Genomic DNA, 17627 nt, shown 5'->3' on the forward strand with positions numbered 1-17627 from the left:
TTGATCTGCCGCGCTGGGTACGCCTGCAATGTTGTAATCGAGACCTGATGAAGAAGGGATTAAGACGAGGGGCTGCAAGCGGCATCGGGAATCTGTTGTTGTAATCGAGACCTGATGAAGAAGGGATTAAGACGATTTCACGCCCGCTGGCCTCCACCTCCAGCACCGTTGTAATCGAGACCTGATGAAGAAGGGATTAAGACGCGTAAAGAGCGCCATATTGGTTGCGAACGAGGGGTTGTAATCGAGACCTGATGAAGAAGGGATTAAGACCATTTTCTTTTTCCTTAATTGACTTTAAACAATTGTTGTAATCGAGACCTGATGAAGAAGGGATTAAGACGATTTCGGAGAAATTGTTGTCGATAGTGTTCATAGTTGTAATCGAGACCTGATGAAGAAGGGATTAAGACAATAATTATCTAACCGATTATCGTTGTAATCGAGACCTGATGAAGAAGGGATTAAGACAATGGTGTTTTTACATACTACCCGAATGTGGGTAGGTTGTAATCGAGACCTGATGAAGAAGGGATTAAGACTCACCGAGGTTTTCGTAACCAACCAGAAATACGAGTTGTAATCGAGACCTGATGAAGAAGGGATTAAGACGCTGGGATTTTTTTGGATTTCTCCGCCAGCCTTAGTTGTAATCGAGACCTGATGAAGAAGGGATTAAGACAGTGGAATGTTTGATGATTGTGGCCACGGTCTTGAGTTGTAATCGAGACCTGATGAAGAAGGGATTAAGACGCATTGACCTCAAGCCATTCCGCACTGGAATGGGGTTGTAATCGAGACCTGATGAAGAAGGGATTAAGACAGCGCGCCGGATTCTTGTTTGCGACGAACGTATGTTGTAATCGAGACCTGATGAAGAAGGGATTAAGACGGGGTTTCATACCCCAACGTGCCGCCACCCAGGGGTTGTAATCGAGACCTGATGAAGAAGGGATTAAGACCGTAGATTACTGCTTGATTAATGTCCAGGGCGAAGTTGTAATCGAGACCTGATGAAGAAGGGATTAAGACCGCCGAAGCGGGGCAAGGAGGATCAACAGTCTCAGTTGTAATCGAGACCTGATGAAGAAGGGATTAAGACCCAATTACCGCCACCCCATTGGTGGCGTTGGGAATGTTGTAATCGAGACCTGATGAAGAAGGGATTAAGACTTCGGCGGCACTCTCAACTTTCACCGCATCCGGTAGTTGTAATCGAGACCTGATGAAGAAGGGATTAAGACCAAACTGGTCGGCAGATGCCAGAATAGCGTCTGCGTTGTAATCGAGACCTGATGAAGAAGGGATTAAGACGGTCCCGTAGGGGCGGGCATCGAAAAAATTTTCCGTTGTAATCGAGACCTGATGAAGAAGGGATTAAGACCCAAAATGACCAACATGCCCCTAGCGAGCTCTTCGTTGTAATCGAGACCTGATGAAGAAGGGATTAAGACTCGGCAGATGCCAGGATAGCATCTGCCTCCTCGAAGGTTGTAATCGAGACCTGATGAAGAAGGGATTAAGACACGCCCAACAGCACACGCCCCATGCGCTCACTGTAGTTGTAATCGAGACCTGATGAAGAAGGGATTAAGACTGGTTTTCGCCATAACATATTTCAATCAACATAATGTTGTAATCGAGACCTGATGAAGAAGGGATTAAGACAATAATACTCCGTCAGGTTGCCTGCAACAGTGCCGTTGTAATCGAGACCTGATGAAGAAGGGATTAAGACCTCGTGCCGCCACCTAACGTGGCGACTTTAAATAGTTGTAATCGAGACCTGATGAAGAAGGGATTAAGACGATGTAATCTTCCGCGACCTTATGCCCCTCTTTTCCGTTGTAATCGAGACCTGATGAAGAAGGGATTAAGACCATGCGTTCAACGCGGGCATTCCTATTGCCCGCCGTTGTAATCGAGACCTGATGAAGAAGGGATTAAGACCCAGGATTTCCCCCAGGTCCGTTTGGTTCTCGGTTGTAATCGAGACCTGATGCGTATTCCGGCCCAACGTGACCGGCGATTCCGTTTGATCGTGACCGATTTTGGCCTTCCGGCCGGAATCGGTGGTCACGATGCCGGAAATCGCGGTCACGTTCCCGGAATCACCTCAGCCGCGCTGGAATTTCTCAACCCCAACAGGCATAGAGCCGCCCTTTTACTTTCGAAGGGGGCGACATGCCGGCAAAGAGGAGTTCCATGCGACACATCACCGAGATTCTGCGCCTCAAGCACGAGGCGAAGCTCAGCCACGAGAAGATCGCCCGGGCGCTGGGCGTCTCCAAGGGCGTGGTCAGCAAGTACGTGAGCCTCGCCCAGGCGAAGGGCGTTGCTTGGCCGCTGCCCGGGGCGATGGACGAGGCGGCCCTGGAGCGGTTGCTGTTCCCCGCCCCCACGGCCCCGGCGCGCTTCGTGGAGCCGGACCTGCCGCGCCTTCACCACGAGCTCAAGCGCAAGGGGGTGACCCTGCAGCTGCTGTGGGCCGAGTACGTGGCGACCCACGGCGAGGCCGCTTACCGTTACAGCCAGTTCTGCCACCGTTACCGGCTCTGGCAGGGCCAGCAGCGGCGCAGCATGCGCCAGGTTCACCACGCCGGCGAGAAGCTCTTTCTCGACTACTGCGGCCCCACCGTTCCGGTGATCGACCCCGCCACCGGCGAGCTGCGCCAGGCGCAGGTGTTCGTCGCCGTGCTCGGCGCCTCCAGCTACACCTACGCCGAGGCCACCTGGACCCAGGCGCTGCCGGACTGGATCGCCTCCCATCAGCGCGCCCTGCGCTACTTCGGCGGCACCCCCGCGCTGTGGGTGCCGGACAACCTGCGCGCGGCGGTGAGCCAGCCCTGCCGCTACGCCCCCGAGCCCAACGCCACCTACGCCGAGCTGGCCCGCCACTACGGCGCCGCCATCCTGCCGGCGCGCCCTTACCAGCCGAAGGACAAGGCCAAGGTGGAGGTGGCCGTGCAAGTCGTGGAACGGTGGATTCTGGCCCGGCTGCGCCATCGCACCTTCCACTCCCTGGCGGCCCTCAACCAGGCCATACACGAGCTGCTGGAGTCACTCAACGGCCGCCCCTTCCAGCGCCAGCCCGACAGCCGCCGCGACCTGTTCGAGTCCCTCGACCGGCCGGCCCTCAAACCCCTGCCGCTGGTGCCTTACGAGTACGCCGAGTGGAAACAGGTCAAGCCCGGCATCGACTACCACGTCGAGTTCGGCGGTCGCCTCTACAGCGTGCCCCATGCGCTGGTCGGCCAGGTGCTGGAGCTGCGCGCCACCGCCACCAGCATCGAGGTGCTGCACCGGGGACACCGCGTCGCCGCGCACCCGCGCCAGGGCGCCGGCCGCTTCTCCACCCTCCCCGAGCACATGCCCAAGTCCCACCGCGAGCACCGCCAGTGGTCACCGGGGCGCTTCATGAACTGGGCCAAAGACATCGGCGTAGCGACGCTGCACGTGGTCGAACACCAGCTCAACAACCGGCCCCATCCCGAGCACGGCTACCGCGCCTGCCTGGGCCTGCTCAATCTCGCTCGGCGCTACAGCCGAGCGCGGCTGGAGGCGGCCTGTGCGCGGGCCTTGGCCATCCAATCACCGTCCTATCGCTCCGTCAGCTCCATCCTCGACAAGGGGCTCGACCGCCAGCCGCATGAGGCCCATGACGAGACCGCCGCGGCGCTGCCGGCCCACGGCAACGTGCGCGGTCCCGACTACTACAACTGAAACCCGTTACAACAGGAGACAAAACCATGCTCACCCAGCAAACCCTGGACAAGCTCCACACCCTGCGCCTCACCGGCATGCGCGAGGCCTTCGAACAACAGCTCGAACAGCCCGCCACCCACGATCTCTCCTTCGACGAGCGCTTCGCGCTGCTCGTCGACCGGGAGCTGCTCTACCGCGACAACCGCCGCCTCAGCCGTTTGCTCAAGGACGCCAAGCTGCGCCTTGCCGCCTGCATCGAGGATATCGACTATCGCCACCCCCGCGGCCTGCATCGTCCCCCAATGGCCGCGCTCGCCGAAGGCTCTTGGCTGCGCGCCCATCACAATCTCTGCCTCACCGGCCCCACCGGCACCGGCAAGACCTATCTCGCCTGCGCCCTCGGCAATCAGGCCTGCCGCCAGGGACTAGCCGTCCGTTACCTGCGCCTGCCTCGGCTGCTCGAACAGCTCGCCGTCGCCCGCGGCGACGGCTCCTATTCCCGGCTCATGAACCAGCTCGCCCGCACCGACCTGCTCATCCTCGACGACTGGGGCATCCAGCCGCTCACCGCCTCTCAGCGCAACGACCTCATGGAGTTGATCGAAGACCGCCACGGCCTGCGCTCCACCCTCATCGCCAGCCAGCTGCCGGTCGAGCACTGGCACGACTACCTCGGCGAGCCCACCCTCGCCGATGCCATCCTCGACCGCCTCCTGCACAACGCCCACCGGCTACCCCTGACCGGCGAGTCGATGCGCAAAACCACCGCCGGCTTGACCCAACGTGACCGGTCCAAGTAAAAAACCAACCTCCAGCGCGGCATGAGATCCCCGGCGGTCACGATCACCGGAATCAACGGTCACGTTCGCCGGAATGCGCACCTGATGAAGAAGGGATTAAGACGCCGTCTTTTCCATGCACTTCAAGGAAGCCAAACGTTGTAATCGAGACCTGATGAAGAAGGGATTAAGACTCCTCGGACCCAACTGCCTCCCATTCTGGGCTAAGTTGTAATCGAGACCTGATGAAGAAGGGATTAAGACAGCTGTAAACACCGAAGGCTGCTGCGCCGCTGAGTTGTAATCGAGACCTGATGAAGAAGGGATTAAGACCTCCCCTTCATGGGCTACACCCACCGCTGCTGATGTTGTAATCGAGACCTGATGAAGAAGGGATTAAGACACCCGGATCTCTCCGAGGTCCATTTGGTTTTCACCGTTGTAATCGAGACCTGATGAAGAAGGGATTAAGACAGCGCATTGATTACTGCCTTGTTGCCTTTCCCCAGTTGTAATCGAGACCTGATGAAGAAGGGATTAAGACCAAAGCCATTCGGCATCATCATACGTAGATACGTTGTAATCGAGACCTGATGAAGAAGGGATTAAGACTTTCGTTTTCAGTGGTGCTTTGACAATGTCTTGCCGTTGTAATCGAGACCTGATGAAGAAGGGATTAAGACGTTGTGGCCGGGCAGGTGAGAGGCTTGAGATTCAGTTGTAATCGAGACCTGATGAAGAAGGGATTAAGACCTTATGCCTCACCCGTATGCCATTAGGTAATACAGTTGTAATCGAGACCTGATGAAGAAGGGATTAAGACCACCCGCAGTTCGTTGGTGTTGATCGATGCGATACGTTGTAATCGAGACCTGATGAAGAAGGGATTAAGACAGATAAGTTAGCCCTAGTTAGAATAGCCCTAGAGTTGTAATCGAGACCTGATGAAGAAGGGATTAAGACTTCTTCGGGATGACGAAGCTATCGCCAACCTCCGTTGTAATCGAGACCTGATGAAGAAGGGATTAAGACCAGGCGGAGACCGACGTATTCCACGCCATCATCTGTTGTAATCGAGACCTGATGAAGAAGGGATTAAGACCTTTAGTCCCTATTGGAGTTTTTGCTGGATCGAAGTTGTAATCGAGACCTGATGAAGAAGGGATTAAGACGACTGCAATTTCCCAGCATTGCCTCCAAGAGAGGTTGTAATCGAGACCTGATGAAGAAGGGATTAAGACAACAGAGGCAACAGCTCAGGTAGGGTGGATAAGGCATTGGAACAAAATAAATCTGCCATATGAATGCTACGGCAGGATCGTATAATTCCATTCGCCATGGAAGGCATGGCGCTGTATTTTGAGGCCGTCCATTTCCGCGTCGGTGACCTTGATCCCTTTGGGATATTCGCTATCGTCCAGTTCGCAATAGACCCGCAAGCCTTTGCGATTGGTCGTCGAGGCAATCAAATTCACCACGACCTCGTGACTGATGAGCGGACGACCGCGCCAATTCATCGTGATAAAGGAAAATAGGCGATGCTCAATCTGGTTCCATTTGCTGGTTCCCGGCGGGAAGTGACACACCGTGATGGCCAGTCCTAACTCGGTGGCTAATGCCTGAAGCTCCCGCTTCCATAAGCGCACACGCGAGCCATTGCTCCCACCGCCATCGGCCGTAATCAACAAGTGCCGTGCCTTCGGATAACACGGTGCGCCCATGGAGTGCCACCAGCGGCGAATACTTTCCACCGCGAATTGCGCGGTGTCGTGATCCGTCCCGACATTGACCCAGCCGATATTCAACGTCGGATCGTAAATGCCATACGGTGCCACCTTCCCCAGTTCGGGGTCTTGAAAATCATACACCCGAACGGCTTCCGGCTGCCCTTCGGGGCGCCATTCCAGGCCCTGTTGCTTGAAATTCCCGACCAGTTCCTTCTTCTTGGTGTCCACCGAGATGACCGGATCGCCCCGCCCTTGGAACTGCTTCACCTGGGTGTAGATATGCTCGAACTGGGCATTGCGATCCGGATGCGAACCGCCCTCCAAGGTTTTTCGATTACCTTGCAGGCTATAGCCCAGCGCGCGGAGCAGTTCGCCCACCATCCGATGGCTGGTTCGGTGCCCCATCTCAGTGAGGGCTTCGGCCAATTGCCGCGTGCTCTTACACGTCCAACGCAACGGGGATTCCGGATCCCCGCGCGTCACCGGATCAATCAATCGCTCCAAATCGGCCTTCAGGGTGGAGTCCTGGTCAACCGTCCGTTTCCGGCCTGCCCCCTTCCGGCGAATACGGCCCTGAGGCAAGGCATTCTGTTGTTCCAACTCTTGGCAGCCTTGACGAATCGCCTCTCGACATAAACCGGTTTCCCGTGACACGGCCGAGATTCCGCCTCGGCCAATCGCCAGCGCCTCCGCCCCGGCAACCAAGCGCCGCAGACGCTCGTCCAGGTACCGATCGAGTTTCTCAAAGCGCTTCTTGATTGCGGCATGTTCCATACCGCAACTTTAAAACAAACCCCTCAGTATTTGGAAGAGTTATTTTGTTCCAATGCCTAAGCGTAGCGCATCCACCTCCGCGCCGACTCGGAGAGCAGCGAAGCTGAATTTGGCGGATGCGCTGCCGCTTATCCGCCCTACGATCCTCCATGAAGGAGCACAAGGAAGTCGAGCGAAGCGAGCGAGTGCGACGCCCCCCGCGAAGCCGTAGGCCCGGATGTTTTGTCGGAGTCCGCGGCTTCATCGCGGGCGGAGACAAAACATAAGGGAACCGACACGGCGTCGAGTCATTGTGGGAGCCTTGGCGGAGTGCGTCGCTTAAGAGACGGACGAAGCCGAGGCGGACGCAGGACGGCGCGGGCCGCCGAAGGCAAAGACGTCGCCACAATTTGCTCCCGAGGGTGACTGGGATGTCCCGTCGGGTTTCGCAAAAAATGGCGACGCTCCAGTTTCTTTTTCAAGACAGACTCTGACTTGTGCGTGTTGTAATTGGGACCTGATGAAGAAGGAATTAAGACGTTATCGCCATTCCCCCTGCAGTCCTTTCCAATCCAGAAATGAGCCTGAAGGAGGGTTCTGAGTGAACCTGTTCAGGCGGCGGGTTGTTGGGCAGTGTTGATGTATTGGAACAGTTCGGTGCGCGCCTGGTTGAGGAGTCGCGCGGCCTCATTGTCGCTGATGGCGTAGGCGATTTCATCCAGTTGTTTGAAGGAGATGCCGGGCTTGAGGTACTGCTCGGCCTCGGGCAGGGATTTGAGTTTTTCGTAGGGGGTCATGAGATTGGCGTAGGGATAGCGCTTGCGCCGTTTGCCCTTGGCGTCGACGACCGCCTCGGGGAAGAGGCAGGGGCGGTGGAAGTTGAGGTAGGGGGTAAGGACGCCGCTGGAGAAGGTGTTGACCCGCGCGGCGAAGCGTCCGGGGATGTGGGCATAGCCGAGGTGCTTGCGCACGACGGAGCCGTTCTTGCTTTCGACGAGGGCGTTGTCGTTGGTCTGGCGGGCGCGGGACTTGGTGAAGTCGATGCGCAGTTTCTCCAGGAGTTGGGCGACCCGGTGGTTGATGTACTCCGAGCCGTTGTCGGAGTGGAAGCCGCGGATGACGAAGGGGAAGCTGTCGAGGAGCGGGTTGAGCGCCGGGATGAGGAAGTGCTCGCTGATCCGTTCGACGCTGACGACGCACTGCATCTGGGTGGCCTCGTCGACGGCGTTGAGGTGGTAGAGGCCCTTGATGCCATCGAGATCGCCCTGATGGACGGAATCGACGCGCAGGAAGCCGGGGCGTCCGTCCGGAAAGGGTTTGCGGCGCTCGCCGATGGCCACGGGCGTGGGTCGGGTCTTGTCGTGGTGAGTGCGCTGCCGTCGATAGGCCGTGGAGTGGCGGAGGTTGTAGAGGCCGCCGTTGGAGATGCGGGCGAGGCGGACGAAGCGTTGATCCGAGAAGACGTGGAAGGCGCGCTCGCAGAGCTTGCGGGTGGCGGGGCCGGAGAGGGTGCCGTGGAGGGCATCGAGTTCGGCCAAGAGCACGGCATCGGCGGGCAGATAGCGACGCTGAAAGGCGTTGGCCGGCCGACCGCGGTGGTCGCGTACCCGTCCCGTTCGGCGGTACTGCGCGATCAGGCGGGTGATCTGGGCGCGGGAGAAGCCGCTGACCTTGATCAGGTAATCCCGGACGATCCCCTTGTCGGCCTTGCCGAGGCGCAAGTAGCCGAGCTGACAGAGCGAGGACTCGATCCAGCCATAGGCCTCCGGGCGGGAGGGTACGGTGAAGTCCAGCGGTGAGGCGCCCTCCAGGAAGGCCCGGATCTCGTCGAGGGTTTGAAGGCGTTGGGTATGCAGTTTCACGATCATCCTCCGATGATCCCAAAACCCACCCCTTCAGGCTCACCTTCCGGTGGAATCACGCCCCTCCTTCAGGCTCATCTTCCGTTGGACAAGGCTCCTGCTGGCAGCAGCCTGCCTATTGCACTAGACTGGGCGCCGTAACCGGCGGTTCGGTCGTATCCACGGGCAGTTGAGGTCGAAGCGTCGGGTTGAGGGCAGGCCCCCGGCTCCGAAGTCTGTTTGAATGAGTTTCTTCCCGCCACCACCGGTCTCGACGCGCCCCCCCTTCTGTACGAACATCGACCTCGGGCGAGGGTGAGTCCCTTTCGGCCGTTCGCCGACCATTTCCCGGCCTGTCACGATGCGTATCGAATTACAAAGTCTGACCGTCGCCCTTGCCTATGCCGCGGCAGGACTCGGCACCTCGACGCTGCTCGCGGGATACAGCTTTTTCCCTTCGCCTTTCTGGCCGCCGGCCGGCATCGCCCTGGCGGCGGCGCTACTGGGCGGCGCCCGGCTGTGGCCCGGCATCTTCGCCGGGGCTTTCTTCGTCAATTGGCGACTGTTCGGCGAACCGTTTCCGCTGGCGGCGGCCATATCCCGGGTCAACGTCGCCACCCCGGTTCTCGGCGCGCTCCTCGTCCGCTGGACGACGCGGTCCAAACAGCCGTTCTTCAGGCTGCGCCACGTGGTCTGTTTCGTCGTTTTCGGCGCGCTCGTACCAGCCTGCCTTGCCGCTTCCGCCGGGATCGCCCTCGCGGTCGCCTCCGGTCTCGTTCCGCTGAGAGGTGTCGACAGCGCCTGGTGGCGCTGGACGCTTTCCGAGGCGGGCGGCATTTTTCTTCTGGGACCGACGCTGATCCTGTGGTGCGGCAGGCGTCGCCAGCGCCGGCTGCCGGGAAAACCTGGGGAGGCTGTCACGGTGGCGGCCTCGACGCTGGTCTTCGCCGCCGCCGTATTTCTGGGAATCCGTGCGCCCACGCACCCGTTCGAGGGACTTCCCTACCTGCTGTTCGCCCCGATTCTGTGGCTGACCGTGCGCAGTTCCCTGCATGCGGCCACCGCCCTGTTGTCGGCCGTGGCGCTGATCGCGATCGGCGGCACCCTGCTGCGGCATGGGCCGTTCCATCTCTTGGGAAGCACTCAGCCCTTGCTGAACGTGGGTTTGCTGGTGGTGGCCCTGGGGACCTCCACGCTGGCCACGGGGGCCCTGGTCAGCGAACGCCGCGCCGCCGAAGAGAAACTGCTGCGGATGAACGAGACCCTCGAACGGCGCGTGGCGGAGCGCACCGAAGAGCTGCATTACCGCGCCACCCACGATGGCCTCACCGATGTATGCAACCGCGCCTACTTTTTCGAACGGGGCGAGGCGACGCTCGCCGAGGCGCGCGATTCCGGCCGGCCCCTGGCGGCCCTGATCATCGACGTCGACGATCTGAAAGTCATCAACGACAGCTACGGCCATCACATGGGCGATGCCGCCATCACCCGGGTCGCCGAAGCCTGCCGTGCCGGGCTGCGGGCGGGCGACCTGGTCGGCCGGATCGGCGGCGACGAATTCGCCGCACTCCTGCCGGATACGGACGAGGCCGACGCCCGCCGGGTTACCGCCCGGATCGCCCGAATACTGCGGTCGGCTTCGGCTTCCGAACCCGGCGTCGGAGCCAGCATAGGCGTGGCGGTGCGCGAAGAATCCGACACCGGGCTGGACGCATTGCTGCGCCGGGCCGATGCCGCCATGTATGCGGAGAAGCAAAGCCGTTCCGGCGGGGAGCCGTAACGATGGCGCAGGCCCATGCCGCCCGCCGGGAGCTCCGCCTGGCTTGCAGGATCGAGTTTTCCGGCAGTTCGACGATCAGCGGCAACACACGGGATCTGTCGCCCGTGGACGTCTCTCTGCAAAGCGCCGCCTTGCTGACACCGGGTCCACGCCGCCCCAAGCCGGGAGACAGGGGCGTACTCACCCTCACCATCCGCGGTCCCGGCCTGCCCAAAGCCTTGCTGAAAATTCCCTGCCGCGTGGCCTTCATCAACGGCAACATCCTCAATTTGCAGATCACGACCGCAGGCCTGGACACCCGCCAGCAGGAAACCTTCGATCTGCTGTTCAAACGCTGAACTACCGGTTTTCGAGGCGATTGAAATCGAACAGCGATGCTTCCACCGGGTCGGCCCGACGGAAGGCTTCGTGCACGGCATCGCTTTGCGCCCAGAAACGCGGATCCGTGCGCCGGACGGCGAAACGGGCGGCGAGCGCCGCATAATCCTGCTCCGACCGGAGACGGCTGACGAGATCGACGAACGCCGCCAGCCGGTTGCTCCGGAGCCGGTAGAAGGCATTGGGATAGGCGCCGATGAAGCCGGATGCGACCAGCAGGGTGTCCTCGTCGGGCAGACGCCGGTTTGCCTCGGAAAACAGTTCGGAAATGTTGCTGTGGGCGCTGTTTCGGATCAGAGTGTAATGGCGGCCGACGCCATCCACACCCTGGACGGTCAGGAAACTCGATTCGGGCAGGAAGGAAAGCACCCTGCCCCGCAAACCGGCGAGTTTTTTCAAGAGGTCGGCGTTAGGGTCGTCCCGCGCGCTTTCGGCGAGGTCGTGGCGATGATCCAGCACCGGCGCGAGATGCGCTTTCCAGAGTCCGAACAGTTCCGGTAAGGGGTCGCCGGTCCGGTATTCCACGCCCGTGCGCTGGGTGAAATAGGCCTTGCTGCCGTTGAGATAGGACTTCACTTCATCTCCCGCCCCGCGATACCAGAGGTCGCGCACCGCGTTGCGGTCGCCCCCCGGCAGCAGGGCGAGGAAATTCAGCTCTCCCTCCATCCGCAGAAAGTCCATGTAGAGCCGGGCCTCCAACTGGTGCGCGGTGTTGCCGTAGACGTCGAAGCCCGCCACCAGAAGGTAGTGGATGCGCTCCAGCAAGGTGTAGCCCATGATGAGGGCGGTCTGCGGCCGGTCGCCGAGCAGTCCCTTGACCACGCTGGCACTGTCGAAATGGCGGAACACGGTGAGCGCGGCGTTCGCGTTGTTCCCGTCGCCGTCCCACAGCATGGACAGACTCGGGCTGTTGCTGCCGGTGAACCGCCGATTCGCCATTTCCGATTTGCGCCGCAGGTAGTCGGTCTGTCCGCGCGAATACGACAGCCATTTGGTGAGCAGCGCATTGCTCTGCTGTTCCGTCGGCAGACTGACCTCCTTCAGCACGTCGGCCAGGAAGCCCGAGGTTTCGTTGAACACGGGGATATCCGGGTGCATGAACCCGATCCAGAAGTGATCGGTGATCACGTTGAGCGCCACCTGGCCCCGGCACACCGGCCCTTTGATGAAATTCATGACGGTGAACTGCGCCTCGTCGAGCAACAGGCGGTAACGCGAACGCACCGGAATTTGTTCGAACGCGATGAACGGATTCGCCGAGACCTTCGGATCGTAGGACGGCAACGCCTTGACGGCATAGGGCTCATCCAGGAACCACGCCTTGATGCGCGCCATGCGTGCCGCGTTCAGGGCGTAGGGCATGTGGGTCTTGGAGACCAGGGCCGGGCGATGCGGCCGCAGGCGGTAGTAGACCCGCGCCACGCCCGGATCGTCGTAGGGGCGGCGGGTCGCGACGAGGTCGATGGGCCGGCCCGGCGGCGTGCGGGACCGGACGAGTTCGAAGTAATCGCCAGGCGGAAGCTCGTCGAAATAGAGATGGGCCAGGAACCAGTGTTCGTACAGGTAGCGGCTCATCAGCCGCGTCTTGGCATCGGCACCGTTGAGGAATGCTTCCCAGCGGGCGATCTGGTCGCGCTGCGCCTCGGTGAGGGAAGGCTCCGGGGCGGCGGGGCCGCCAGCCTCCAGCCACGCCGTGACCGTGCGGTTTTCCCGCTCGGAGAGCGGCGGAAGGCCGTAAGGCATGCCCCATTCGGGGTGCTCCGATTCGAAGCGGCCGATCTCCTCGATGGCCGGGCACTGCTGGCTGCGGTCCAGGGAGAAATCGTAGCGATCCTGTGGCAGCAAGCCGTATTGGGGGAACTCGAACCGGCGCTTGAGCGCCAGCAGGCGCGCCAAGACGCCCGCTTCCCGATTGGGCTCGGCGGCGGGGCTGCGCTCGTTGAGCACGGGGTGGAATCCCTTGGTTCGCCATTCGGCGTTGCTGGCGGCATCCTGGAACAAGCGGGTCGGTTCGGCCGCCAGCAGGCGGGCGGCATCGTAGACCCATTCGCCGTTGGCGCCGCGCGTCACCCCCTCGTAGCTTCCCAACTGCAACTGGCAGGGCGCATCGTAGCAGGCGTGGCAAACCACGCAGCGGCTGTCGAGGATGGGTTTGACGTCGCGCCGGTACTCGATGGGCAGTGCCGCCGTGCTCCGGGATTGGTCGAAACGGCCGGGATCCGGCGCGCCGTAGCGCTGATCCAATTGATACCGGCCATAGGCGGCGCAGCCGGCAATGAGGGCGACGAGGAAAAGCGCGACAAAGTTACGCATTCAGAAATCTCCGGAAGCAAGGCACGGCATTTTGCCCCTATAGCGGGGGCGTCAACGGTACATCCGTGCTAACACGGCCGGGCTCGGTCGGCGTTAACGCCAAGGACCCGACAAGGTCACTTCGAGCAGTTCGGACGGAAGAGCGGGATCGTCCGCATCAGTGACCAGATAGATTCGCCCATTGGTGCTTCGAGCGGCGCAAATCCCCTCGACTTTGGCGCTGCACATGCCGCCATCGGCATTGCGCAACTCGGTCCAGCGGCATCGCCCACCTTCCTCGAGAACGCCGACAGCCGACCCAGCCACGCTGCCGTCAGTGACGGCGTCGGGCGAATTTTCCGCCGATGCGACATAGAACATGCCGCAATGCGTAGCTGTGGCGTCAGTAAATGTCAGCCTTACACCGTCGAGGGTTCCCAGTTCGTACTGCACGACTCGATGTAATTCGGGGACACGGTGAAACTCGGGTGCTCGTAAATAGGCTTCGAGTTCCGACCATGCAATATCGCAGGCGGCATCCAGGGGTAAGAAACCGTCACGCGCTTCTCCATTTCCGCGGTTGAAGAAACGCACCCAGCCGTCGGTGAACACGACGCCCTCAAGATTCAGTTCGCTGCCGCTAAATGTCTTGGTCGCTCGAAAGCGGCGGTACAGCCCGGTCGCGGGGGTGATCTCGATGGCGCCGGAGGCGGACACCGTCACTATCGACTCACGCCGGGTTTTCGATCCCGAGCCGAAAACCAGCAACAGGTCGCCATCTGGGCCGGGAACCGTCAGGCACGCTTCCAGATCGAGCTTCAAGCCTTTGTTGCCTCGCACATCGTCGAACTGTCGAAGGCCACCTTCCCCCGCCGGCAACGGCAAAGCATCGACGCGGCCGTGCTCGGGATCGATCAGCGCGATGAAATTGGCGTCATCCTGAACGACGGCGAGCCGGTTTTCGAACCAAGTCAGGCTCGATCCCGCCCGGACGTGATCGGGACGATCCAGTGAAGCATCGGGCCCATTGGTGTAAAGGAGGGGAACCCGAGTCAATACGGTTGCCGTCAAGGAGGAATCGCGCAACGAGGAAATGCGTGAGATCACGTCTCACTCCTGTTCAATAGGAAGCTTCGCGTCACGGGCTTGTGCCGGCAGTGCATGGCTTTCCTGCCGTGCCAAAACGTACCATTTTCCGCTGTTCAGATGACGTATTGTTGTCGATCTTGTCCAAGGAGACTCGCTCATGTTCAAGAAAATTTCGTTCGGCGCCACGGTAGCCGGCGTGCATGGAGTCACCAAAAAGCACGGGACCGGTCAGGATGGGGCTTTGTCCGGAGCCGCCGTCGGTGCGGCGGCAGAGGCCATCGAGAAGCGCCGTCAACAATAAGGACAAGAATCCTGAAGGTGCGGCCTTGGGGAGGCACCGTCCGTGGTGCCGGGTAAGGATTTCGTAACAATTCCAGGGTAAAAAGGAAATCGACCCTGAGGCAAGGCATCTCACCGCCATTCTGTCATACCCTACCCTCGGGGTGCTCGCGTTTTCGTTGCCCGCTTCTCTGCGCGATGCCTGTCACCGCGGCCGGTCGTGAATCTTCCGCTCACGGGCATCTTTCTGGATTCCATCTTTCAGTGGCTGCTCTACGGCGTTTCGCATCGGGGGGCGACGATCGTAGTGGGGGCCGACACTGATTTTTTGCGCCTTACGCGCAGGCCCGTGCGTTCTCGAATCGGCTCGTGCGTCTGCGCAACTGAATGCACAGCAGGAAAGGCGAAAGGAAAACCCAAGAGCGATTCGCAGCGCCGGCCGCATAAGCAAAGAGTTTCACAGACGAGGATTGAAAAGTCATGAATACAAGAACGCAAACAACACGCATGAATACGTCCGCAGCAACCAGCACCCCGCCTGAAACAGATGTGCGCACTGGTATGCAGGCTGCGGACCTGCGGCAGGCGATTACGGATCATCTGCGCTATTCCATCGGGCGCCTGGCGGCGGTGGCGAGCCCGCACGATTACTACCGGGCACTCTCCCTGGCGGTGCGCGACCGCATGCAGCACCGCTGGATCAACACCACACAGACCTATTTCGACCTGAGCCGAAAAGTCGCCTGCTATCTCTCGGCGGAGTTTCTCATGGGTCCGCATCTGGGCAACAATCTGGTGAATCTTGACATCGAGCTGGCGGCGCGCGGCGCATTGGCGGAACTCGGCCAGGACCTCGATGTCATCCTCGCCTGCGAGGAGGAGCCGGGGTTGGGCAACGGCGGCCTGGGAAGGCTCGCCGCCTGTTACCTCGATTCGCTGGCCACCCTGCAGCGACCGGCGATCGGCTATGGCATCCGCTACGAATTCGGGATCTTCGACCAGGAGATCCACGACGGTTGGCAGATGGAGATCACCGACAAGTGGCTGCGCTATGGCAATCCCTGGGAGATCGCCAAGCCCGAGGTCGCCTATTACGTCAACTGGGGCGGCCACACCGAACGTTACCAGGATGAAGCGGGTTGTGATCGCGTGCGCTGGGTCCCTCAGCGGGTGGTGAAGGGCACGGCCTACGACACCCCGATCCAGGGCTACCGCGTCAACACCTGCAACACCTTGCGGCTTTGGAGCGCCGAAGCCGTCGAATCGTTCGATTTCCAGGCCTTCAATACTGGCGATTACTATCAGGCGGTGACAGACAAGCTGGTGTCGGAGACAGTCACCAAGGTGCTCTATCCCAACGATGAACCCGAAATCGGCAAGCGGCTGCGCCTGGCCCAGCAGTATTTCTTCGTCTCCTGTTCCCTGCAGGACATGCTGCACCTGCTCGAGTTGGCCGGTGAACCGGTGGAGCGGTTCGCGCAGCGCTTCGCCGTGCAGCTCAACGACACGCATCCTTCCATCGGCGTCGCCGAACTCGTGCGTCTCCTGGTGGACGAGAGGGGTCTGGATTGGGACGCGGCCTGGGCCATCACCGTGGAAACCTTCGGCTACACCAACCACACGCTGCTGCCCGAGGCGTTGGAAACCTGGCCTTTGCCCATGTTCGCCGAACTGTTACCGCGACATCTGGAGATCATCTACGAGATCAATCAACGTTTCCTGGATGAAGTGCGCGCCAAATTCCCCGGCGATGAGGCGCGTGTGGCGCGTATGTCCCTGATTGGCGAGGAAGGCGACAAGCGCGTGCGCATGGCCCACCTCGCCACCGTCGGCAGTCACGCCGTGAACGGTGTGGCCGCGCTGCATTCCGACCTGCTCAAGGCCAGCGTGCTCAAGGATTTTTATGAGCTTTGGCCGGAGCGCTTCAGCAACAAGACCAATGGGGTCACGCCGCGGCGTTTCCTGGCGCTCGCCAATCCGGGCTTGCGGGCGTTGCTCGACCGCACCATCGGCGACCGGTGGCCGGTGGAGCCGGCCGAACTGCGCAAGCTCGAGGCCCATGTCGACGACGCGGCATTCCTGCGCGACTGGCGCGCCGTGAAGCACGCCAACAAGCAGCGTCTCGCCGCCTATGTCCGCGCAAACACCGGCATCGAGCTGGATCCCGACTGGTTGTTCGACGTCCAGGTCAAGCGCATCCACGAGTACAAACGCCAGCATCTGAATGTGCTGCACATCGTCACCCTCTACCGCCGGCTCAAGGAGAATCCGAGTCTGGACGTGCCGCCGCGCGCCTTCATCTTCGGCGGCAAGGCCGCGCCGGGTTATTTTCTGGCCAAACGCATCATCAAGTTGATCAATGCAGTCGCCGAGACGATCAATGCCGACCCGGAGGTGAACACGCGCATGAGAGTCGCCTTCGTGCCCAATTTCAACGTGCAGAACGCGCACCTCATCTACCCGGCTGCCGATCTGTCCGAGCAAATCTCCACCGCCGGCAAGGAAGCTTCCGGTACCGGCAACATGAAGTTCATGCTCAACGGCGCGCTCACCATCGGCACGCTGGACGGGGCCAACGTCGAAATGCGCGAAGAGGCCGGCGCGGACAACTTCTTCCTGTTCGGCCTAACGGCAAAGGAAGTGGAGCAGGTCAAACGCGAAGGCTACCGGCCGGGCGACCATGTCGCCGGCAACGCCGAACTGCGCGCGGTCCTGGAACTCATCGGCGGCGGTCACTTCACGCGAGGCGACAGCGAAGTGCTTCGCCCGCTGGTCGAGAACCTGATCGAGTCCGATCCTTTTCTGGTATTGGCCGACTACGCCGCCTATGTCGCCTGCCAGGAGCAGGTCAGCGAGGCATGGCAGGACGCGGAACGCTGGACGCGCGGCTCGATCCTCAACACCGCACGCAGCGGCAAATTCTCCTCCGATCGCGCCATCGCCGAATACTGCGAGGAGGTCTGGAACGTGCAACCGGTGACGGTGAAGTTGTAAGCGCCGCGGC

General features: G+C 60.6%; 10 protein-coding genes and 2 CRISPR repeat arrays (1 of these 12 cut by a window edge). Of the genes, 6 read left to right on the plus strand and 4 right to left on the minus strand.

The window, feature by feature from the left end:
- Window positions 1-1950: a CRISPR direct-repeat array (repeat unit 36 nt; unit sequence GTTGTAATCGAGACCTGATGAAGAAGGGATTAAGAC); it begins 2143 nt to the left of the window's first position.
- 234 nt (window positions 1951-2184) lie between these two features.
- Window positions 2185-3723, plus strand: coding sequence for an IS21 family transposase (gene istA, locus ABZN20_RS04030; RefSeq protein WP_367025277.1), 1539 nt, complete (start codon window positions 2185-2187; stop codon window positions 3721-3723).
- A 26-nt stretch (window positions 3724-3749) separates the two neighbouring features.
- The gene (gene istB, locus ABZN20_RS04035) at window positions 3750-4505 is read left to right on the plus strand and encodes an IS21-like element helper ATPase IstB (RefSeq protein ID WP_367025276.1); all 756 of its coding nucleotides are present in this window, start codon (window positions 3750-3752) and stop codon (window positions 4503-4505) included.
- A gap of 67 nt (window positions 4506-4572) precedes the next feature.
- Window positions 4573-5725: a CRISPR direct-repeat array (repeat unit 36 nt; unit sequence GTTGTAATCGAGACCTGATGAAGAAGGGATTAAGAC).
- A 66-nt stretch (window positions 5726-5791) separates the two neighbouring features.
- Here istB and ABZN20_RS04040 read toward each other — a convergent pair.
- Both ABZN20_RS04040 and ABZN20_RS04045 read right to left on the minus strand, forming a co-directional pair.
- The gene (locus tag ABZN20_RS04040; protein WP_367025483.1) at window positions 5792-6985 is read right to left on the minus strand and encodes an ISAzo13 family transposase; all 1194 of its coding nucleotides are present in this window, start codon (window positions 6983-6985) and stop codon (window positions 5792-5794) included.
- Between the two features lie 590 nt (window positions 6986-7575).
- On the minus strand, window positions 7576-8826 hold the full coding sequence (locus ABZN20_RS04045) for a hypothetical protein (protein ID WP_367026163.1): 1251 nt from the start codon (window positions 8824-8826) through the stop codon (window positions 7576-7578).
- 340 nt (window positions 8827-9166) lie between these two features.
- On the opposite strand from ABZN20_RS04045, the gene ABZN20_RS04050 reads away from it, so the two are divergent.
- Entirely contained in the window at window positions 9167-10585 is a 1419-nt protein-coding gene (locus ABZN20_RS04050) for a sensor domain-containing diguanylate cyclase (protein ID WP_367026827.1), read from the plus strand.
- A gap of 2 nt (window positions 10586-10587) precedes the next feature.
- Entirely contained in the window at window positions 10588-10923 is a 336-nt protein-coding gene (locus ABZN20_RS04055) for a hypothetical protein (protein ID WP_367026828.1), read from the plus strand.
- Between the two features lies 1 nt (window position 10924).
- On the opposite strand, the gene ABZN20_RS04060 is transcribed toward ABZN20_RS04055, so the two are convergent.
- Together ABZN20_RS04060 and ABZN20_RS04065 are read right to left on the minus strand one after the other, a co-directional pair.
- Window positions 10925-13276 carry a fatty acid cis/trans isomerase gene (locus ABZN20_RS04060; RefSeq protein WP_367026829.1) on the minus strand — a complete coding sequence of 784 codons (2352 nt, stop codon included), beginning with the start codon at window positions 13274-13276 and terminating at the stop codon, window positions 10925-10927.
- A gap of 93 nt (window positions 13277-13369) precedes the next feature.
- Window positions 13370-14362: a DUF6929 family protein gene (locus ABZN20_RS04065; protein WP_367026830.1), complete on the minus strand. Its 993-nt coding sequence runs from the start codon at window positions 14360-14362 to the stop codon at window positions 13370-13372.
- A 139-nt stretch (window positions 14363-14501) separates the two neighbouring features.
- Here ABZN20_RS04065 and ABZN20_RS04070 point away from each other — a divergent pair, with 139 nt between their 5' ends.
- Both ABZN20_RS04070 and ABZN20_RS04075 read left to right on the plus strand, forming a co-directional pair.
- Window positions 14502-14645, plus strand: coding sequence for a hypothetical protein (locus ABZN20_RS04070; RefSeq protein WP_367026831.1), 144 nt, complete (start codon window positions 14502-14504; stop codon window positions 14643-14645).
- Window positions 14646-15184: 539 nt separating this feature from the next.
- Window positions 15185-17617, plus strand: coding sequence for a glycogen/starch/alpha-glucan phosphorylase (locus ABZN20_RS04075; RefSeq protein WP_367026832.1), 2433 nt, complete (start codon window positions 15185-15187; stop codon window positions 17615-17617).
- Window positions 17618-17627 lie beyond the last annotated feature (10 nt).

The sequence above is a fragment of the Methylococcus sp. ANG genome (assembly GCF_040730495.1).
Classification (GTDB): Bacteria; Pseudomonadota; Gammaproteobacteria; order Methylococcales; family Methylococcaceae; genus Methylococcus.